The sequence below is a fragment of the Chryseobacterium lathyri genome, from assembly GCF_030812195.1.
Classification (GTDB): Bacteria; Bacteroidota; Bacteroidia; order Flavobacteriales; family Weeksellaceae; genus Chryseobacterium; species Chryseobacterium lathyri_A.
Window position 1 is genome coordinate 488256 of record NZ_JAUSSF010000002.1, and the last position, 19398, is coordinate 507653.

A 19398-nucleotide genomic window follows, 5' to 3' on the forward strand; every position below is an offset into this window, starting at 1 on the left:
TAGAGTTTTAAATCCCAATCTCCGATTAATAAAGGAAAAGCTATTTATTATGTTAAAGAATCTTAATAAAAAAAACCGCAGACTCACGAAAAATAGGCGGTTGCGGTTTGTTTTTCTTTAACATACTTAAATAATATGTTAAAATGTGTTAAATAAAGAACCTGACAATAATCATATCAGGGGTCTTTTGCTCGGAATCTCTACTTTTGTAATGCTTTGTGAAAATAAATATTCCTTTTAACACGGATAATCAAATATATATGAAGAAAAGAGTTTTGTTTTATTTAGTTGCTTTAGTGTCTACAGTTTCTGTTCAATCTTGCGCTACAAATTATGTAGTTTCACAACCAGCAACTTACGCTAAAGAATACAAAACAGATGCCAAACTAGCTTCTATTGATAACAAGAAAATGGAGCAGGATAAGCAAAGACTTATTGATTCCTTCCTGGCGGAAAAGGCGGCATCTATCGCAAATGCGAAAAAAGCTATTAAGAATTCTGAGATTGCAAAAGCAGTCAAATACAATAAAACCATCGACAATATCCTTACAGAAGCTGAAACATACCTTGGAACTCCATACAGATACGGAGGAATGACCAGAAGAGGTATTGATTGTTCAGCTTTCGTTCTTTCTGTATTCGGAGCAGCAGCAGGGCTTAGCTTACCAAGAGTAGCGGCTTCTCAGGCTCAGGAGGGAGAAAGTATTGATAAAAGTGAGCTTCAGAAAGGAGACCTGATCTTCTTTTCACACGGAAGAAGAATCTCTCACGTAGGTATCGTAGAAAGTGTAACTGAAGAAGGTGAAATCAAATTCATCCACGCAGCCACTTCTAAAGGGGTAATGATCTCATCGCTGAATGATTCTTACTGGGGACCGAAATTCAGGTTTGCCAAAAGAGTGATCAACGAGAACGGAGAAGCTTATAACAATTTGGCATCTTCTACTCCATCCGCAGCGACAAGTTTTTAATTTTAAATAATTGATTTAAATAATGAAGCCATCAGAATCTGATGGCTTTTTTATTTGTTTCATTAATATTTTACTGATTGTTGGCTGAGGTTCTTGAAACCAACATGTTTTAACTACCCCGTCTTTTTGCTCTGCAAAAATCCACCCCTTCGAAGAAGGGGAATGATGGAAGACAGAAAGAGAATGATAGGTTTTATAATTAAATATGAGGTTTATTCTTATTTTTCTTTCTCCGTTTAATCTCTTTCTATTTCAATATCCAGTTTGTATAAGAGTCCGTGAACTTCCGAAAGTGAAAATTTAGCCTTTTTCAGCCGATTTAAGGTAGGATCTATGGAATAATTGAAGGAAGTCCTGAAATCTGCTTTTTCAAGGTTGGTATTGTCGAAAATGGCTCCGGACAGGTCACAGTTTTTAAATACTGAATTGGACACGTCACATTCAGCAAAATCGGTTTCAATTAACCTGGAATTTTTAAATACCGTTTTTTTAATTGAGGTTTTGTAGAATACAGCATTATTCAGTAAGCATTCATCAAATGTAAATGAAAGTCCGAAATCGTTGCAATCATTAAACTGCAGCCCTAACATTTTACATTCTTTGAAAGCAGTGTCCCGAAAAGAAGTTTTCACCAGTTTTGCCATGCTTAAATTACATCCGGTAAATTCACAGTCTGCAAAGCTGAAGCCGGAAAGATCTGCATATTCAAAGCTGCAGTTCCTGAAGGTACAGTTTTCGTATTCACCTTTTTCCAAAGGCTGTTCATTAAAATTTATGCTTTGATAATTTTGATCCAGAATATATGCTTGCATCAGGTCTGTCTTTATGCTAAGGTTTTGTCCTGTTATTTAAGATATCGTTCTATAACTTATACCAGACTGTTCTTATCTGAATAATTCAGTTTAAAGAAGATAAAAGTCATCATAGAAAAGGCAAGCAATGAGCTTCCTCCATAGCTGAAGTAAGGAAGCGGAATACCTACGGTCGGGAAAAGCCCCATTACCATCCCTAAATTGATCGTAAAGTGCATCATCAGGATGGAAGCAAAGCAATATCCGAACACCCGGTTAAAGGTAGATTTCTGACGTTCTGCAAGATAATAGATCCGCCCGATGTAGATCATATAGCATAAAACCAATACCGCACTTCCTACAAACCCCCATTCTTCGCCTACTGTGCAGAAAATATAATCAGTTTCCTGCTCAGGAACAAATTTTCCCTGTGTTACTGATCCTTCGCGGTATCCTTTTCCTAAAAGCCCACCGGATCCTATAGCTGTTTTTGAATATAATAAATTGTATCCGGAAGTATCTCGGAATGCTTTTTCTCCTTTGTAAAGCACCTCAATTCTTTCTCTCTGGTGCTTTGGGAGTTTTTCCAGAATATAGGGTGACCCGAATGCCAGTCCGCACAACAACAGGATTGAGCCCGCAATTCCTGAAATGGAAATCACATCCCAGGACATTCTGTGATAATTCATCGCAATTAAAATCCCGGCAATTACAACTACCGTCAATGCTATATAAACAGGAGGTATGGCAAGAGAGACCAAAAAGACTCCGGCGAAAACAAATCCTACACCAAATAGAAGACCACTCAGACCTTCCCGGTATAAGGCAATAAAGAAAGCAATGAACACAAGCATGGAGCCCACGTCCGGAATCGCCAGAACGACTACTGCCGGAATCCCGATAATAGACAAAACCGTCCAAAGCGATTTTTTAACTTTCAAATTGAAATCCGGTCCGGAGACATAGTTCGCAAGCATTAGAGCTGTCCCTATTTTTGCAAATTCCACCGGCTGCATGGTAAAGCTTCCAAATTTATACCAGTTTTTCTGACCAAGGATCTCTTTTCCAAACGGGAAAAGCCCAATGAGAAGTAAAACACCACCAATGTAAATAATGGCAGACATATTCTCAAAGAACTTGCTTCTTCCTACGAATATAATAAGCCCTACAAATAAGGATATACAGAAGAAGATCAGCTGTTTTTCCCCTAATTTCTGGTCAACACTGTATATGTTTGCAATCGCAAAAATGCAAAGCAGGAAATACAGCCCGAGACCTAGTTTATCTATTCCTTCTGCCCACTTCATCGCTTTACGTTTTTAGGATTGTTCTTTGTTTCTTCTTCTATTTTCTTCTTCAGTTTTGCTTTCTGCTCTTTGATAAAATTCAGGCTGTCCTGTTGCCTTTTCAGCTTAACAGAATCTGCTTTAGGATCTTTGTATAATCCTTTACGTTTCAGATCTGCAACCCACTGTCTTTTATACTCAGGCATAAAGCTGGCGCTGGTCATTTTCTTGTAAAGGTGTTCTCTCTTAAGATCTCCGGTTATGTATTTTTCAGCGATCACGGTACAGGCAGGACCTGCCCACGTTGCACCAAACCCGGCATGCTCCATTACTGCCGCTACTACAATTCTAGGTTTGTCTGCAGGAGCAATCAATACAAAAATAGAGTTGTCCTTACCCTGAGGAACCTGTGCAGTACCCGTTTTTGCAAGCTGGGTAAAATCATTGGACTTCAAGCTTCTTGCAGTACCTCTCAATACTACGGCCTCCATTCCTTTCAGTACAGGCTCGAAATGCTTGGGATCTACAAGGGTTTTATGTTTTGTTTTGAATCTTGGATCAGGATTCGGCTTACCATCAATAGATTTAACGATATGTGGCGTGTAAAACCAACCTTTATTGGCAATGGCAGCAACATAATTCGCCAATTGAAGAGGGGTTACCAAAACATCCCCCTGTCCCATTCCATTAAAAATGGAACCGTTCATGGTATAGTCAGGGCTCCAGTTTTTCTTTCCGCTTCTTTTTTCGTAAAATTTACCGGAAGGGATTCTTCCCGGAGAACCTACGGCAATGTCATTGTTCAGGTATTCTCCTACCCCAAAGCTGCTCATGATTTTTTTCCATTCATCAACCCCCTTGGAAGGATCGCCCGGATATTTATTCATGATAGCAATAAACGCATGGGAGAAATAGCAGTTACTGGAAACCTGGATAGAAGGAATAAGTGGATCAGCTCCACCGTGTCCTTTAATTCTCAAACCTTTATAATAAAAGCCGCCTCCGCAAGGGAAAACCGTATTTTCGTCCATTACTCCCATTTGCATTCCCGCCAGGGCAGTTAGCAGCTTAAAGGTGGAACCCGGAGGATAGGCCGCCTGAACAGATCTGTCAAATGTTGGCTTGTTTTCGTATAAAGTATCTTTTGATAATGCGTAAAGATTTTTTGATTTATAAGGTCCTGTAAATAAATTCGGGTCAATATCCGGGCCGGTCGCCATGGTTAGAATCTCGCCATTATTCGGGTCAATTGCTACAATTGCCCCATGTTTTCCAACCAGCATTTCTTCAGCTATTCTTTGCAGGTCGTAGTCAATGGTTAAGGTAATATCTTTTCCGGTAACCACATCTTTGTCCAGCGCCCCGTTTTTATATGATCCAATATTCCGGAGTTTAATATCCTTCTGAATATATTTCATCCCTTTTATCCCTCGAAGATCTTTCTCATAAGATTTCTCAACTCCTGTTTTTCCGATAAAATCACCGGGAAGATAATATGTGGAATCTTTTTTAATTTCTCTTTCGTTCACTTCACTGGTATATCCTAAAAGGTTTCCGGAAGTGGCCACTTCGTACTGACGCTGAGGTCTTGAAACAATACTGAAAGCCGGATATTTGAAAATAATTTCCTGTACTCTGGCAATATCTTCCCTGCTGAGGTCCTTCAGAAAGGTCATAGGAGTCAGCTTTGAATAATATTTCTCTTTTTTAATAATATTGATTCTTTTAATAAAATCCGCTTTACTGATCTGCATCAGGTTACAGAACCCAAGGGTGTCAAAATCCGGTTTCATTAAGGCTTGTGTAAAGGAAATTTCGTAGGCAGGCTGGTTTCCTACAAGGATTTTTCCGTTTCTGTCAAAAACAACACCTCTCTGCGGGATAACGTATTCAATTTTAATAGATGTATTGGCTGCATTTAAGGCATAGCGGTCTGTAAACAGCTGCAAATAAGCAAGCCTCGCCACAAAAATAAGGGCGATAACTACAAGAGCAGAAAAGATTTTTAAATAACGTGTGTTCAAACTTTTTGTTTGATTTTAAATATTAATGCATAAACCACTATAAATATAAAGGAAATTATACTTGTGATCACTACATTAAGTAATATTTCAAAAAAACGGCTAAATTTAAAAAATTCTATATACTGCACTAAAAGCTGATGCAGAAAGATACTTGAAAACAGAAACAGCAAAAACTGGCCCCATTGAAGGGATTGAAAAGAGAAGAAATCTGTGGAAGTATCTGTGGAAGTTCTGAAGATCAATGTTCTGAAATAAGCGATCAGCGTTGTCGCAAAAGCATTGATTCCCCACGAGTAGAGAAACGCGTCTACAGAAAGTCCTATTAAAAAGCTTAAAGCTAAAAACTGATATTTATTTCTGAAAAAAGGATAAAACATGACGAACACTGGATAAAGAACCGGTGTGTACTTTCCAAAAATCGTGATCCTGTTCAGTACAAAAATCTGTAACGCAACCAGGAAGATCATGATCAATATATCGGTAAATAGAGTCCTGCTAATCATTTTCTTTTTTTATTACGGCCTGTAATGTATCCTGAATTTTCTGTACCTCAGCTTTTTTAAGGTTCTTCACAACAAATACTTTGCTTAAAGCACCCATTTTTTCACTTAGTTCTACTGAGATATCCCAGAAACCTGTTTTATTGTCTACAGAATATCCTGCAATGGTACCAATCATTACTCCTTTAGGAAAAATAGCTGATTTTCCGTCTGTAACAACGGTATCGCCAACTTTTAAAGCAACATATTTAGGAATGTCTGCAAGATGCATCACCCTGGAATTATCGCCATTCCACGTTAAAGTTCCGAAATATCCTGAATTTTTCAACGAAGCGTTGATTCTGATCCTGTTAACACTCAGAACAGACTGAACCAAAGCATAGCTGTCTGTAGAGTTGATGACAATTCCGGCAATCCCTCTAGGAGCCATAACGCCCATTTGAGGAAAGACACCATCTCTTCGGCCCCGGTTAATTGTAAAATAATTATTTCTTCTGTTGATACTGTTAAAGACGATCTCGCCATCTACAAAAGTATAGATCTGGCCGCCCCCTAATGTATCGTGCACTTTTCTGAATACAGGATTTTTTGCGCCTTCTTTACCATAAAGCTGAGTCATCAGAGCTTTGTTCTGGGCGACAAGACCTTCATTGATCTGTTTCAGCTTTAGATATGAAACTCCTTCATCAATATACCCTGAAATCCATGAATTCAGCGCAGCCGACTGGCCAGCTACCCATGATTTCTGCATGGCATTTTTAGAGAATATCAGAACCAGAGCAACAATCTGCAGGAATATAAAGAAGACAAAAAGGGCGTTCTTCGAAAATAGTCTCAGCAAAAATCCCATTCAGATATATAGTCGTAAAAGGTTAAAATTATTTAATTAAGAAATTGAATTTATCCATATTCTTAAGGGCAATACCGGTTCCGCGAACTACAGCCCTCAACGGATCTTCTGCAACAAATACAGGAAGACCGGTCTTCTTGTGCAATCTGTCCGCAAGACCTCTCAATAAAGCACCTCCTCCGGCTAGATAGATACCTGTTTTATAGATATCAGCAGCCAATTCCGGCGGAGTAAGAGAAAGCGTTTCCATTACAGCATCTTCAATTCTGATGATAGATTTATCCAATGCACGTGCAATTTCCTTATATCCTACCATGATCTCTTTTGGCTTCCCTGTAATAAGGTCTCTACCCTGTACCGGGATATCTTCAATATCCACATCAAGATCTTCCACTGCAGAACCTACTTCAATTTTGATTCTTTCAGCTGTTCTTTCTCCGATGTAAAGGTTATGATGGGTTCTAAGATAGTAAGCAATATCATTTGTAAATACGTCACCTGCAATTTTTACAGATTTATCACACACGATACCTCCTAAAGCTACAACTGCAATTTCTGTAGTACCGCCTCCTATATCAATGATCATATTTCCTTCTGGCTTCTGTACATCAATTCCAACTCCTATTGCCGCAGCCATTGGTTCGTAGATCAGTCTTACTTCTTTTGCATTCACTTTTTGGGCAGAATCTCTTACCGCTCTCTTTTCAACTTCAGTAATACCGGAAGGGATACAGATAACGATTCTTAGTGCCGGCTGAATAAATCTGCCTTTAATTCCGGGAATCTTTTTAATAAATTCCTTAATCATGTGTTCAGAAGCATGGAAATCTGCAATAACACCATCTTTCAATGGACGGATCGTCTTGATATCCTCATGAGTTTTACCCTGCATATGCTTAGCCTGCTCACCTACGGCAATCGGTCTACCCGTAGAACGTTCAATTGCAACAATTGACGGTTGATCTATAACAATTTTATTATTATGGATGATAAGGGTATTGGCAGTACCAAGGTCTATCGCAATTTCCTGCGTAAACATATCGAATATACTCATGTTTTTCTTCTGATTTTAAGTTTACAAAGATATGAATTTAACACTACTAAAGAAATTTAACATGAATATAATTTGGTTAAAATTTTATTAAAATTCACAATTGTTTACTAACTTTTGATTTAATCATTTACGGAGCCTGATTTAAACTAAAATTGACAGGCTGAAAGACCGAAGTCGAGAGATGGGCCATTTCATTCAAAGTAACAAAAAGACGACTCCAAAAAAGTGATAAATTGCTGATTATAAAATATTTTCTACGTTACAGAGACATTTCAGAACCTAATTTTTTTCCTGTTCGCCCTTTGCCCTCCTTCCCTGTCACCATAGTTTTTCACGATAATTATCATATACATTATCAGAGGGTGGTTAATTAAAAAATCCGTAAATTTGCGACTGCTTATGTTACAGTATTCCAATATTCATCAGACATCAAATTTTGCTGTACTTTCCATTAGCTATGAAAAGGCTGATGTGGAAACGAGAGGAAAGTTTGCATTTTTTGATGATAACATCAAGAATTTTGTCGCCAGGGTCCACAATATGGATTTGGGGGATGCATTTGTAGTTTCTACATGTAACAGAACCGAGATCTATACCACTTCCCCGAATTATCTCCTGGTAGCAGAGGAATACTGCAAAACAATCGGGGTAAACCTTACAGATTTTCTTCAGTTTGCCAATATTCTCACCAAAGAAGAGGCCCTTATCCATCTTTTCAGGGTGGCAGCCGGGCTGGAAAGTCAAATTATCGGAGATTTTGAGATCATCGGACAAATCAAAAAAGCATACAGCCGTTTTAAAAAAGAAAGACAGAATTCCAATCCATACCTGGAAAGAGCAATCAATGCAGCGATCCAGATTTCGAAAAGAATTAAAAATGAGACAGGAATTTCAAACGGAGCCGCCTCTGTGTCTTATGCTGCTGTTCATTATATTTTAAACAGCCAGAAGAAAATTACAGAAAAGAATATCCTTCTTTTGGGTGTGGGTGAAATCGGTCAGAATACAGTTGAAAACCTGGTTAAACATGTCTACCAGCCAAAAATTAAAATTGCGAACAGAACCCAGGAGAAAGCTGAAAAAATTTCCCAGAAATACAGTATACCTCATGTTGATTATTCTGATTTTGACAGGGAATTAAAAAACACTGACATTCTTATTGTTGCCACAGGAGCCAAACATCCTATCATCAACAAATCTCATTTCCCGAACGGAAAAGAAACTCTGGTGATCGACCTCTCTATTCCTCACAACGTTGAAAAAAACGTTACTGAGAATGCAAATGTAACCCTGATTGATGTAGATGAACTTTCAAAACAGATTCAGGAAACGATTCAACAGCGGGAAAAAGAGATTCCAAAAGCTGAAAAAATCATCAAAGAACTGATGAAAGAGTTTCTGGAATGGGAAAAAAAGAGAAAGCTGGCACCCAATATTCACCATTTCAAAGCCGTTCTGAAGAATATGGAACGCAATGAAATGCATAATTTTTATAAAAAGAATAAATACATAAACATCACGGACATGGAGCTTTCTGATAAAATGATCCAGAAAATCACCAACCGTTTTGCAAAATTTATCATCGATAATCCTCTAAAAGCCGAAGAAATTAGTAAATTAATGCACGAAATATTAGTTGAACAACCAAACAACGAATTCAATGAAAAGCATTAGAATCGGAACAAGAAATTCCGCACTTGCACTTTGGCAGGCAAGAGAGGTTGCCAGGAACCTTCAGAACCGTAATTATTTAACGGAAATTGTTCCTATTATATCTTCCGGCGACAAGAACTTAAATCAACCGCTTTATTCTTTAGGAATCACCGGGGTTTTCACAAGAGACCTTGATGTTGCCCTATTGAATGACGAAATTGATATTGCCGTACACTCTTTAAAGGATGTCCCTACGCAACTGCCTCAAAATATTGAGATCGTTGCTTACCTGGAAAGAGATTTCCCTCAGGATGTCTTAATAAGAAAGGAATCTGCGCGAAATAAGGAATTCCATGAACTGAAGCTAGCCACAAGCAGCTTAAGAAGAAGAGCATTCTGGTTAAAAAATTATCCTCATGCTGAGTTTTCTGATATCCGCGGGAATATTCAGACCCGTCTTCAGAAACTGGAAGAAGGAGATTTTGATGCTACCATTCTGTCCCTGGCAGGAATCAAGAGAATGAAAATGGATATTGATTATGAAATGCTACCTTTAATGATCCCAGCTGCTTCACAGGGAGTCATTGCTGTTGCCGGACATTCTGATAAAACAGAGATCAATGAAATCCTGAGCCAGATCAACCACAAGAAAACCCAGATCTGTGTAGAGATCGAAAGAAATTTCCTGAGCACCCTGGAAGGCGGTTGCACGGCCCCAATCGGAGCTTTTGCAGAAATGATCGAAAACCAGATCCGTTTCAAAGCTGCTCTTTGCTCTCTTGATGGCAAGAACTGTATTGCTACTGATGAGAACTTTGAATATAATGACACTGAAAATTTTGGGAAAAAGTTCGCCAAGATCGTTCTTGAAAACGGCGGAAAAGAACTGATGACCGAAATTAAAAATTCGTATTAAGAATTTTCAAGTAAACCTTACCTTTATTTTCATAGCTGCAGAACAATGAAAAAATCCTTTTTTTTATTCGTATTCCTATTTTGTGTATTTGTTTCAAATGCCCAGAATAAATTTGGGCTTCAATTGTCCAACTCTGCTTTGACGCTAATAGACAGCTCCGTTAAATACGATCCCACCTATTTTGTGCTCAAATATCCCAACGGCGATGTCCCTGCAGACAAAGGAGTATGCACCGATGTTATTATAAGAGCCTATAGAAAACTTGGTATTGATCTGCAAAAAGAAGTACACGAGGACATGGCAAAGAACTTTTCAAAGTATCCGAAAATCTGGGGGCTAAAAAAGCCTGACACGAATATTGATCACAGAAGGGTTCCCAATCTTGCCGTCTTTTTTTCTAAATTTGGAAAAGTAAAATCTACTGAAACCAACCCTGCGCTTTATGTTCCGGGAGATATTGTAACGTGGATTTTACCGAGAAACCTGACGCACATCGGAATTGTTGTCAATAAAAAATCGGCCGACGGAAAAAGATTCCTGATTGTGCATAACATAGGAGGGGGGCAGGTTTTGGAAGACTGTCTCTTTAAATATACCATCACAGGACATTATCAATACCCAAAATAAACTGCTTCATGAAAAATCTTATTTATGCTTTATTGGTATTGTTATCATGTTGTACGAAAGCTCAAACCAACGAGCTTAAAATCGTCAGTAAGCCTATCGATTATTCTCAGGAGAGAGTCCGTTTAAGTTTAGAGTATCTTAAAGATCATCATAATATTGTACAAAACTCACCAACGATTTCGCCTAAAATAATTGTTCTGCATTATACCGCAGGCGGAACTGTTGAAACGAATTATAAATATTTCAATAAGACTCATCTGGAAGCAGCCAGAAATGTTTTAAAGAAACAAAGCACTTTAAATGTCTCTTCACAGTTTATTGTAGACCGGGATGGTACCATCTACCAGCTTATGGAGCCCAATATGTTTGCAAGACATACCATTGGCCTTAATTACTGTGCAATCGGTATTGAAAACATAGGAAGCAGGAACCAGCCTCTTACGGAAAAGCAGGCTTCAGCCAATGCTCAGCTGATTAGATATTTAACAAAAAAGTACAATATAGAATATCTTATAGGCCATTCAGAATATGGTGTGTTCAGAGGTTCTAAACTTTGGAAAGAAACGGATCCGAATTATTTCACTATAAAAGATGATCCGGGGAAAGATTTTATGAAAAAAGTAAGATTGCTAGTAACTGATTTACATTTAAAAGACAAGCCTTAATGAAAATTCTGTTTACCAAAACCATAGATGCCACATTACTATCCAACGAATTAGGATCGGATATCCTGGCTGAATGTATTGAGGTAATCAGGACAGAACCTATAAAAACAGCTGCATTTGATTTAAAAAATTACTCACTGATCTTCACAAGTGTGAACGGGGTAAGCTCATTTTTCAACAATCAATTTAAGCCCAACGAGGATTTTACAGCAAAAAACTACAATAAAATATACTGCGTCGGAGAAAAAACGAAGCGGGAACTGAGGAAATACGGCTTCGGAACGTTTAAAGTTCTTAAAAACGCCGAAACCCTTTCAAGATTTATCATTGGAAACTGCCAGCACGAACAATTCCTTCACTTCTGCGGCAATCTTGCCATTGATGTACTGGATAAGGATCTTCCTTTGCAGAATATCAGCTACAGAAAGGTCACGATTTACAAAACGGAAGAGATCTACCCTTCCGTACCTGAAAAATATCATGCTGCAGTTTTTTTTAGTCCAAGCGGAGTTCGTAGTTTTGCAAAACTCAACTCTTTAGAAGGAATGAAGATTTTTTCCATTGGGGAAACTACCTCAGGTGAGCTTAGAAAGCACACTACAGAAGAGATCTTCACATCAGAAGAAAACAATCTGGCTTCCATTTTTGAATTGATAAAAAAGGAACTTTAAACAGCCACACGCCTGGCTGGTAAAAATAATGAGTGCCGGCAACGGCCGTATTAGTTTAAATAAATTATGATTAAAAACGACTTATATTTAAAAGCACTCCGCGGAGAAACTGTAGAAAGACCGCCGGTATGGATGATGAGACAGGCCGGAAGATATCTGCCGGAATTCATTGCTCTCCGGGATAAATATGACTTCTTCACAAGATGTCAGACTCCTGAGCTGGCTGCTGAGATCACGATACAGCCGATCAAAAGATTTCCGTTGGATGCTGCGATCCTGTTTTCTGACATTCTGGTGGTTCCTCAGGCTATGGGAATTGATTTCAAAATGAAGGAATCAGTTGGCCCCTGGCTGGATAATCCTATCAGAACAGCGGAACAGGTTCAGAATATTGAAGTCCCTGATGTAAATGATACATTGGGTTATGTTTTTGATGCGATTGAGCTGACTCTTCAGAAGTTGGATAATGAAATTCCGCTGATCGGTTTTGCAGGCTCTCCCTGGACAATCCTGTGCTACTGTGTGGAAGGAAAAGGAAGCAAGGCGTTTGACATTGCAAAATCATTCTGTTTCCAGCAGCCGGAAGCGGCTCATTTACTGCTTCAGAAGATCACGGATACTACTATTGCCTATTTGAAAAGAAAAGTTGAAAAAGGAGTTTCTGCTGTTCAGGTTTTTGATTCATGGGGAGGTATGCTTTCTCCTACAGATTATCAGGAATTCTCATGGCAGTATATCAATCAGATCGTTGAAGCATTAAGCCCTCTTACCCATGTCGTGGTATTTGGAAAAGGATGCTGGTTTGCCCTTGAGGATATGACGATGTCAAAAGCATCAGCTTTGGGCGTTGACTGGACGATTACTCCGGAATTTGCAAGAACACTAACGAATCATACGATGACGCTTCAGGGAAATTTTGATCCTGCGAGATTACATTCTACACCTGAAACGATCAGGAAAATGGTAACTGAGATGATCAACCGATTTGGAAAAGACAGATATATTGCGAATCTCGGACACGGGATTTTACCGAATATTCCTGTAGAAAATGCAGAGGCTTTCATCAGAGCTGTTGTGGACTGGAAACCTAATATTTAAGATTTATTCATAAAAATAAAAAGCCCTTTCAGTTGTTTGAAAGGGCTTTTATAGTTTTAACTGAGCATTTTCTGAGCTTTCTTAACGCCCTCCACAAGTTTATCAATTTCTTCAAAAGTATTGTAAACAGCAAAACTGGCCCTTACGGTTCCGGCTATATTGAAGAAGCTCATAATAGGCTGTGTACAGTGATGTCCTGTTCTTACTGCAATCCCCATTTTATCCAGGATCATTCCTACATCGGAAGATATTCCCACGCCTTCCAGATTAAAGGAAACCACCCCTGTTCTATTGGCTTTTTCTCCATAAATCTTTATATTTTCCAGTTCCAGGAGTTTTCTCTGGGCATATTCCAATAAAGCATTTTCATGATTCTGAATATTTTGCCTGCCTGTTTTTTCAATAAAATCAACAGCAGCGCCCAACGCAATATTTCCTCCTACATTTGGAGTTCCTGCTTCATACTTAAAAGGAAGCCCGGCATATGTAGTTCCATCGAAAGAGCATGTTGCGATCATCTCCCCTCCTCCGTGAAATGGCGGAAGCTCTTCCAGGATTTCCTGTTTTCCGTAAAGGATACCGGTTCCCATTGGTGCATACATCTTATGCCCTGAAAATACGAAGAAATCACAATCCATCTTCTGTACATCGATTTCAAAGTGAGGAGCAGACTGCGCCCCGTCGATCACAATATAAGCCTCTGAATTTTTTCTTGTTTTAGCGATGATTTCTTCTATCGGATTTACAATTCCCAAAGCATTGGAAACCTGATTTACAGAAACAACCTTTGTTTTTTCACTTAAAAACTCATCTAAATAATTTAATTGAAGAATTCCGTTTTCATCAATCGGGATCACTCTGAGCTTTGCCCCGGTTCTTTCACAAAGCAGCTGCCATGGAACAATATTGGAATGGTGTTCCAGGTAAGAAATGATAATCTCATCATCTTTTTTAAGCTTCTGTGTCAGAATATAGGCGATGAGGTTCAGACCTTCTGTTGTTCCTTTTGTAAAAATGACTTCAAAATCATGTTTAGCATTGATGAATTTTTGGATCTTCCTTCTCGAAAGTTCCATTTCTTCAGTAGCTAACTGGCTTAACGTATGAATTCCTCTGTGAACATTTGCATTAAGCTCTGTATAATAGTCATTCCAGACCTTTAAAACAGAGTCCGGTTTCTGGGATGTTGCTGCATTATCTAAGTAAACCAAAGGCTTACCATTCACTTCGCGGTTTAATATAGTAAACTGACTTCTTATTTCCTGAATGTCAAACATTTATAAAAATTTTAAATTAGATTGCTCTTATTTAGAACACTTCAAATTTACGGCTTTTTTTCTGAAAGGATGTATTGGATTGAGAACTGATACTTGTCAGGCAATAGAAAGATTCGATGGACAGAATAGCCGACAGGTAATTACCTGCTCCTTATCACAAAATAAAAAAAACCTGTCAAAGATTGACAGGTTTTTTTATTGTTTATTGAATAAGCAAATATTATTCTGCTGCAGTTTCTTCTGCTGCCGGAGCTGCACCTTCTTCAGCTACAACCTCTTCCTCTTCATCATCTTCTACTACTGCACCTCCTTTCATTGCATTTCTAGACATCTTAACAGCTACTACAACTGCATTGTCAGGATGTACGAAAGAATATCCTTCAGTTTTGATACCTCCAACATAAATCTTGTTACCGATTTTTAAAGGAGTAACATCTACAACTACCTCGTCAGGTAAGTTTGCAGGGATAGCTTTCACTTTTAATTTTCTGAAAGACTGACGCAAAACACCACCAGCCACAACACCTTTAGAACGTCCGGTAATTCTTACAGGAACTTCCATAACCACTGGCTTATCAGCAGATAACTGATAGAAGTCTACGTGTAAAATTTTGTCCGTAATTGGGTGGAACTGAATATCCTGAAGAACAGCTGGAATTGTTTTTCCGTCTAGTTCAATAGATACCGTGTGTGCTTCAGGAGTGTATACTAAACCTTTGAAAGCTTTCTCTTCAGCAGAGAAGTTTAAAGGCGCTTCACCTCCATAAACAACACAAGGAACTAATTCAGCATCACGTAAAGCTTTTGTAGACTTTTTGCCCACGCTTTCTCTTTTTGTACCTTGAATTGTAATAGATTTCATTTATAAAAATTTTAAAAAATTGTTCTGTTTAATTTTGCAATCCGCTAAAAATCAATTAAATAATAAACTTACTGCTAATTGATTGGTGCTCATGAACCATCTTCATAACGTCTGCAAATAATGGGGCGCAAGATAGCACTTTTATTTTAGTTGACAAATTATTTTTAACAGGAATTGAGTCAGTTACAATAACTTCCAACAATTTAGAGTTTTCAATATTTTCGTAAGCCTTTCCGGAAAGTACTCCGTGAGTAGCCATCGCTCTTACTGACTTTGCTCCTTTTTCCATTAAGATATCCGCTGCTTTACAAAGTGTACCTGCAGTATCGATCATATCATCAATAAGGATCACATTTTTACCTTCCACATCACCGATAAGGAACATTTCTTCTACAACATTTGCTTTTTTTCTTTCTTTATAAGCAATCACTACTTCGGCACTCAGGTGACCTGCATAGTTTTTAGCCCTTTTCGCACCTCCCATATCCGGTGAAGCAATAGTAAGGTTATCCAGATTTAAAGCTCTGATATAATCTACGAAAATACTTGAAGCATACAGGTGATCTACCGGAATTTCAAAGAATCCCTGAATCTGGTCTGCATGAAGATCCATGGTCATTATTCTTGTTGCTCCCGCAGCTGTTAATAAATTAGCAACCAGTTTTGCACCTATCGGAGCTCTTGGCTTGTCTTTTCTGTCCTGTCTTGCAAGTCCGAAATAAGGAATTACAACAGTAATGCTTTTAGCGGAAGCTCTTTTCGCTGCATCAATCATCAATAGTAGTTCTAAAAGATTGTCTGCAGGCGGGAAGGTAGATCCGATTAGGAAAACTCGTCCTCCTCTTACTGACTCATCCAAAACGGGCTCGAATTCCCCGTCGCTGAACTCCTGAAAGTTGATTTTCCCTAACTCTTTCCCATAATATTGGGCAATGTTTTCTGCCAAGTCCTTACTGGTTCTTGTACAAAATAGATAACTTAACTGATCTGCCATTTTTACTTTTTAAAGATTTTGCAAATTTAAAAAAAAACCACAAGAATTGCTCTTGTGGTTTCTAAGTTTTTATTTTCCTGTATTATTACGGGAATTTTACTCCTGAATATTTATTAGGATCTACCTGCGGTAGCGTAGATTTATACTTTGTGTTAATAGATTTGATAAACTCGTTGGCAATAACTGCATAACCTCTTCCTGTAAGGTGAACACCATCAAGGGAGAAAGCTCCGCCGGTCACGAATTTGGCAGTATATCTTACCCCATCATAAATAATCCCTGACTTTCCATTAAGCTCAACCATTTTAGCATTCCCATCTACAAAAGCCAATCCATAAGAATCAGCAAGTGATTTTATAGAATTATTATAGGCATCAACTGCCGTTTTAACATAAGAAGCTTCTGTTTTTGTTAATACATGCTGATTTTGCAGTGGATAAGAAATTCCGTAAACATTTGCTGGTGCTGGTGCGCCAGGTGCAGCTGTTCCAATTAGAGAACTTGTTGTAAGAAGGATATAATCTTCTGATGTCGCCTGTCTTGCCTGTCCAAATATTTGTCCAAATGCAGTTGCTGTAGGCAATCCTAAAGCAGGAGTCAAAGCAGCAGTAAGCTGTGCGGACAGATCTGTAAGAGCAACATCTTTTATCAAAACAGGATTAGAGGAAGTGGAAGAAAGTAAATTAATTCTATCTCCTGCTCCGAAAGCTGTAAGTGCCTGCTTCAACGGTCCATATAAATTTGTGTTAAGAGTAGCCAAATTTGCTCCTAAAGTTGTTGGTGTTAAAGGATTATATGGAACTGTCGTAAAAAAAGGAATGGATGTAACATAAGGAATATTTGCAATAACTCCTTTTGTTGTCCCTACACTTTTAAGGCCATCCAATACCCCTTTAATAGATCCTGCTACAAGATTAGGATCAGAAATATCATTTGATTTATAAGTTAGCGGATTTACGTTGCCACTCTGAACTGTTGCCGGGGTATAAGTAGTAACTCCTCCCACAGTTTGAGAATTCGTTCCTCCATTGGTCGCATAAGACAAGACATCATTATTTCCAATCCAAAGAGAGAAGAATGTAGGTTTCTGGGCCATTGCATCCTGTAAAACTGAAGTTGTTGCAGAAGTGGCAAATCTCACAAAATATGGATTGGCAGCTCCTAGAGCAAGGTTCGCAGCGCTCCCGTAACCAGGTGCAACCAGATGGAAAGATTTCGCCCCAGGAACCCCCATATTGTGGTAAGGCCCACCGGCAGTCACATTGTCTAATGCTGCTGCAGGGCTACTTGCCACCGGCCCCAAACTTCCGCTTGCAGTCACCTGAAGGGTTAATTTTCCAGGAAAGCCCGGAAGTCCAATAAATCCACCTACATCATTGGGCATTAAAGGCTGTTTAAATGCTCCGCCGCCCGCAAGCTTCATTTGCATAGCAATAATGCTTGGGTATGATTCATTCTGTCCGCTGCTATAAAGAGCTCCATCTCTGTAACCTGACGTCAACGAGTTTCCCAAAGAAACGTAATTGGAAAAGTTCGCCTCCCCGCTTGTCACCTGGATATCTTTTACATCAGTATCAAAGTCATTCTCACAGCTTGTTGTAAAAAGGAGTGCGGAAACGGCAAGTGTTGATATTATAATTTTTTTCATAGTTTTTCAATTAAAAAGGGTTGTACGATAAACCTAAACCAAAGTAAAATGCTTTAGCTTTTGCCTGTCCATTAAATCCGAGAGAAGCATTTCTTACATCTCTGGCCTGGGGAAGGGCATATCCTCCTGCTATATCAACTCCAAACTGCTTTAGTTTAAAGCCAACACCTCCGGTAATTACATACGTATTAAATGATGGTGTTTCCGGGATGAAGTTTTCGTCGGTGTATGGCGATTCATCATAGTAAGCACCTAAACGGCCAAAAATCATATCCGTGAATGCATACTGTGTACCCAATCTGAATGTTTTCGAGTTTCTAAAGTTTTTAGGAGACACAAGAACCGTAGGATCTGGCTGATTCCCCACCGGAGCAGTAGCAAAATCCAGCGTCAGCTTGCTGTATCTTTCCCATCCGTGATAGTTAAAGTCTGCTGAAATCAACCATTTCGGTGTCACTTTATATGTTAAACCAATTGTATATTCTTCTACTAAAGGAAGTGTTGCTGTAAATTTATCCTGTCCCGTACTCGGGTCCAGTCCTAATAATGGATAAATAGATGCTGAAGGGAACTTGAATGTTGCCGTTCCTTTTTTAGCTTTCATATCTATAGGTGAGCGGTAAGCAATACTGATGTCTAATTTAGGATCAGGTCTGAAATAGAACCCGAATCCATAGCCACTTCCACTTGCTTTTTCGTCTTTAATATTTAATTCACCGCCAAACTGTGTTACAGCCTTATCCCAGTCTACTTTGCCTTTTGCATAAATATAGCTCGCTCCGAATGATACCCAAGGCGCCAGCTTCACAGAAACCATAGGTTGAAAATAGAAGCTCTTAAGCTCCAGCTTCTGCACCAATTCTCTACCTTCCCAGTCTCCCGGCCATTCGATTGTACTTCCGAAAGGTGTTGTAAAACTGAAACCAACAGATAAATTCTCTATCGGTCTATAAGCAACCGCAGCATATAACGGAGTACCAATAGGATTATCTGTTTCTGTACTCTGCAAAGTATTCAAGTTTTGAAAAGTAACTTTATTACTTGCACCGAACCCTCCTGCTACTATGCTCAGTTTGGAAGGAATAAATGACATCCCCGCTGGGTTAAAGAATGCCACACTTGCATCTTCGGCATGAGCACTAGTATGCGCCATTGCCAATTGTTTCACTCCCTGCAGAGATACCCTGAAGCCTCCTGCATAAGATAAAACACCCGCCAATAAAGCAGTTGATACTAATATTTTTTTCATAGACTGTTATTATATAACCCAAATATAAAATTATTTTGAATACGCCTGTTAATATTTCTTAATATTTTAAACAATACACCAAAAGAAAATTATGTTTAAAATAACACTTTAAAAATATATCAACATAAACACATATACTCTAGCAACTTATCGCCTTTTGAAGCATGCTATATTTTTCACGTTTAATATTAAACAACTGCGATATTGAATATTTAAGTATTTTAGAATTGCATAAAGATAAATTTACATAAATTTGCAAGAT

Annotated in this window: 18 protein-coding genes; 7 read left to right on the forward strand and 11 right to left on the reverse strand. The window is 38.6% G+C overall.

The genetic code is table 11. The features are described 5' to 3' along the window. Positions 1-260: 260 nt before the first annotated feature. Positions 261-971, forward strand: coding sequence for a C40 family peptidase (locus J2T03_RS12350; protein ID WP_306840710.1), 711 nt, complete (start codon positions 261-263; stop codon positions 969-971). A gap of 236 nt (positions 972-1207) precedes the next feature. On the opposite strand, the gene J2T03_RS12355 is transcribed toward J2T03_RS12350, so the two are convergent. The 6 genes from J2T03_RS12355 to J2T03_RS12380 are packed head-to-tail and all read right to left on the reverse strand — an operon-like array spanning position 1208 to position 7476. Further along, the gene (locus J2T03_RS12355) at positions 1208-1783 is read right to left on the reverse strand and encodes a pentapeptide repeat-containing protein (RefSeq protein ID WP_307211491.1); all 576 of its coding nucleotides are present in this window, start codon (positions 1781-1783) and stop codon (positions 1208-1210) included. A 56-nt stretch (positions 1784-1839) separates the two neighbouring features. After that, the gene (gene rodA / locus J2T03_RS12360; protein ID WP_306840714.1) at positions 1840-3069 is read right to left on the reverse strand and encodes a rod shape-determining protein RodA; all 1230 of its coding nucleotides are present in this window, start codon (positions 3067-3069) and stop codon (positions 1840-1842) included. After that, complete coding sequence (locus J2T03_RS12365) at positions 3066-5072, reverse strand: penicillin-binding transpeptidase domain-containing protein (protein ID WP_307211493.1); 2007 nt, start codon at positions 5070-5072, stop codon at positions 3066-3068. Before J2T03_RS12365 ends, rodA begins: the two co-directional genes overlap by 4 nt. Then, entirely contained in the window at positions 5069-5575 is a 507-nt protein-coding gene (locus J2T03_RS12370; protein WP_306840719.1) for a rod shape-determining protein MreD, read from the reverse strand. The genes J2T03_RS12365 and J2T03_RS12370 overlap by 4 nt, the downstream gene beginning before the upstream one ends. After that, complete coding sequence (gene mreC, locus J2T03_RS12375) at positions 5568-6422, reverse strand: rod shape-determining protein MreC (RefSeq protein ID WP_306840721.1); 855 nt, start codon at positions 6420-6422, stop codon at positions 5568-5570. Before mreC ends, J2T03_RS12370 begins: the two co-directional genes overlap by 8 nt. A gap of 28 nt (positions 6423-6450) precedes the next feature. Next, positions 6451-7476 carry a rod shape-determining protein gene (locus J2T03_RS12380; RefSeq protein ID WP_306840723.1) on the reverse strand — a complete coding sequence of 342 codons (1026 nt, stop codon included), beginning with the start codon at positions 7474-7476 and terminating at the stop codon, positions 6451-6453. A gap of 399 nt (positions 7477-7875) precedes the next feature. Between J2T03_RS12380 and hemA the strand changes: the two genes are divergently transcribed. The 6 genes from hemA (at position 7876) to hemE (ending at position 13106) form a co-directional block, all read left to right on the forward strand. Then, positions 7876-9150, forward strand: a complete 1275-nt coding sequence (hemA, locus tag J2T03_RS12385; protein WP_306840725.1) for a glutamyl-tRNA reductase — start codon at positions 7876-7878, stop codon at positions 9148-9150. Next, on the forward strand, positions 9137-10045 hold the full coding sequence (hemC, locus tag J2T03_RS12390; protein ID WP_306840727.1) for a hydroxymethylbilane synthase: 909 nt from the start codon (positions 9137-9139) through the stop codon (positions 10043-10045). The genes hemA and hemC overlap by 14 nt, the downstream gene beginning before the upstream one ends. A 45-nt stretch (positions 10046-10090) precedes the next feature. Beyond that, positions 10091-10672, forward strand: a complete 582-nt coding sequence (locus J2T03_RS12395) for a DUF1287 domain-containing protein (protein ID WP_307211495.1) — start codon at positions 10091-10093, stop codon at positions 10670-10672. Between the two features lie 8 nt (positions 10673-10680). Then, entirely contained in the window at positions 10681-11337 is a 657-nt protein-coding gene (locus tag J2T03_RS12400; RefSeq protein WP_307211497.1) for a peptidoglycan recognition protein family protein, read from the forward strand. Further along, entirely contained in the window at positions 11337-12008 is a 672-nt protein-coding gene (locus J2T03_RS12405; protein WP_307211498.1) for a uroporphyrinogen-III synthase, read from the forward strand. The genes J2T03_RS12400 and J2T03_RS12405 overlap by 1 nt, the downstream gene beginning before the upstream one ends. Before the next feature lie 66 nt (positions 12009-12074). Beyond that, entirely contained in the window at positions 12075-13106 is a 1032-nt protein-coding gene (gene hemE / locus J2T03_RS12410; RefSeq protein ID WP_306840736.1) for a uroporphyrinogen decarboxylase, read from the forward strand. Between the two features lie 56 nt (positions 13107-13162). On the opposite strand, the gene J2T03_RS12415 is transcribed toward hemE, so the two are convergent. The 5 genes from J2T03_RS12415 to J2T03_RS12435 all read right to left on the reverse strand — a co-directional run bounded on the left by J2T03_RS12415 (position 13163) and on the right by J2T03_RS12435 (position 19136). Further along, a complete protein-coding gene (locus J2T03_RS12415; RefSeq protein ID WP_306840738.1) occupies positions 13163-14383 on the reverse strand; it encodes a cysteine desulfurase in 1221 nt (406 codons plus the stop codon). A gap of 220 nt (positions 14384-14603) precedes the next feature. Next, positions 14604-15245 carry a 50S ribosomal protein L25/general stress protein Ctc gene (locus J2T03_RS12420; RefSeq protein WP_306840740.1) on the reverse strand — a complete coding sequence of 214 codons (642 nt, stop codon included), beginning with the start codon at positions 15243-15245 and terminating at the stop codon, positions 14604-14606. A gap of 55 nt (positions 15246-15300) precedes the next feature. After that, complete coding sequence (locus J2T03_RS12425; protein ID WP_116010304.1) at positions 15301-16239, reverse strand: ribose-phosphate pyrophosphokinase; 939 nt, start codon at positions 16237-16239, stop codon at positions 15301-15303. A gap of 85 nt (positions 16240-16324) precedes the next feature. Beyond that, complete coding sequence (locus J2T03_RS12430) at positions 16325-17887, reverse strand: G-D-S-L family lipolytic protein (RefSeq protein ID WP_307211500.1); 1563 nt, start codon at positions 17885-17887, stop codon at positions 16325-16327. A gap of 10 nt (positions 17888-17897) precedes the next feature. After that, the gene (locus J2T03_RS12435; RefSeq protein ID WP_306840746.1) at positions 17898-19136 is read right to left on the reverse strand and encodes an OmpP1/FadL family transporter; all 1239 of its coding nucleotides are present in this window, start codon (positions 19134-19136) and stop codon (positions 17898-17900) included. Positions 19137-19398: the final 262 nt, after the last annotated feature.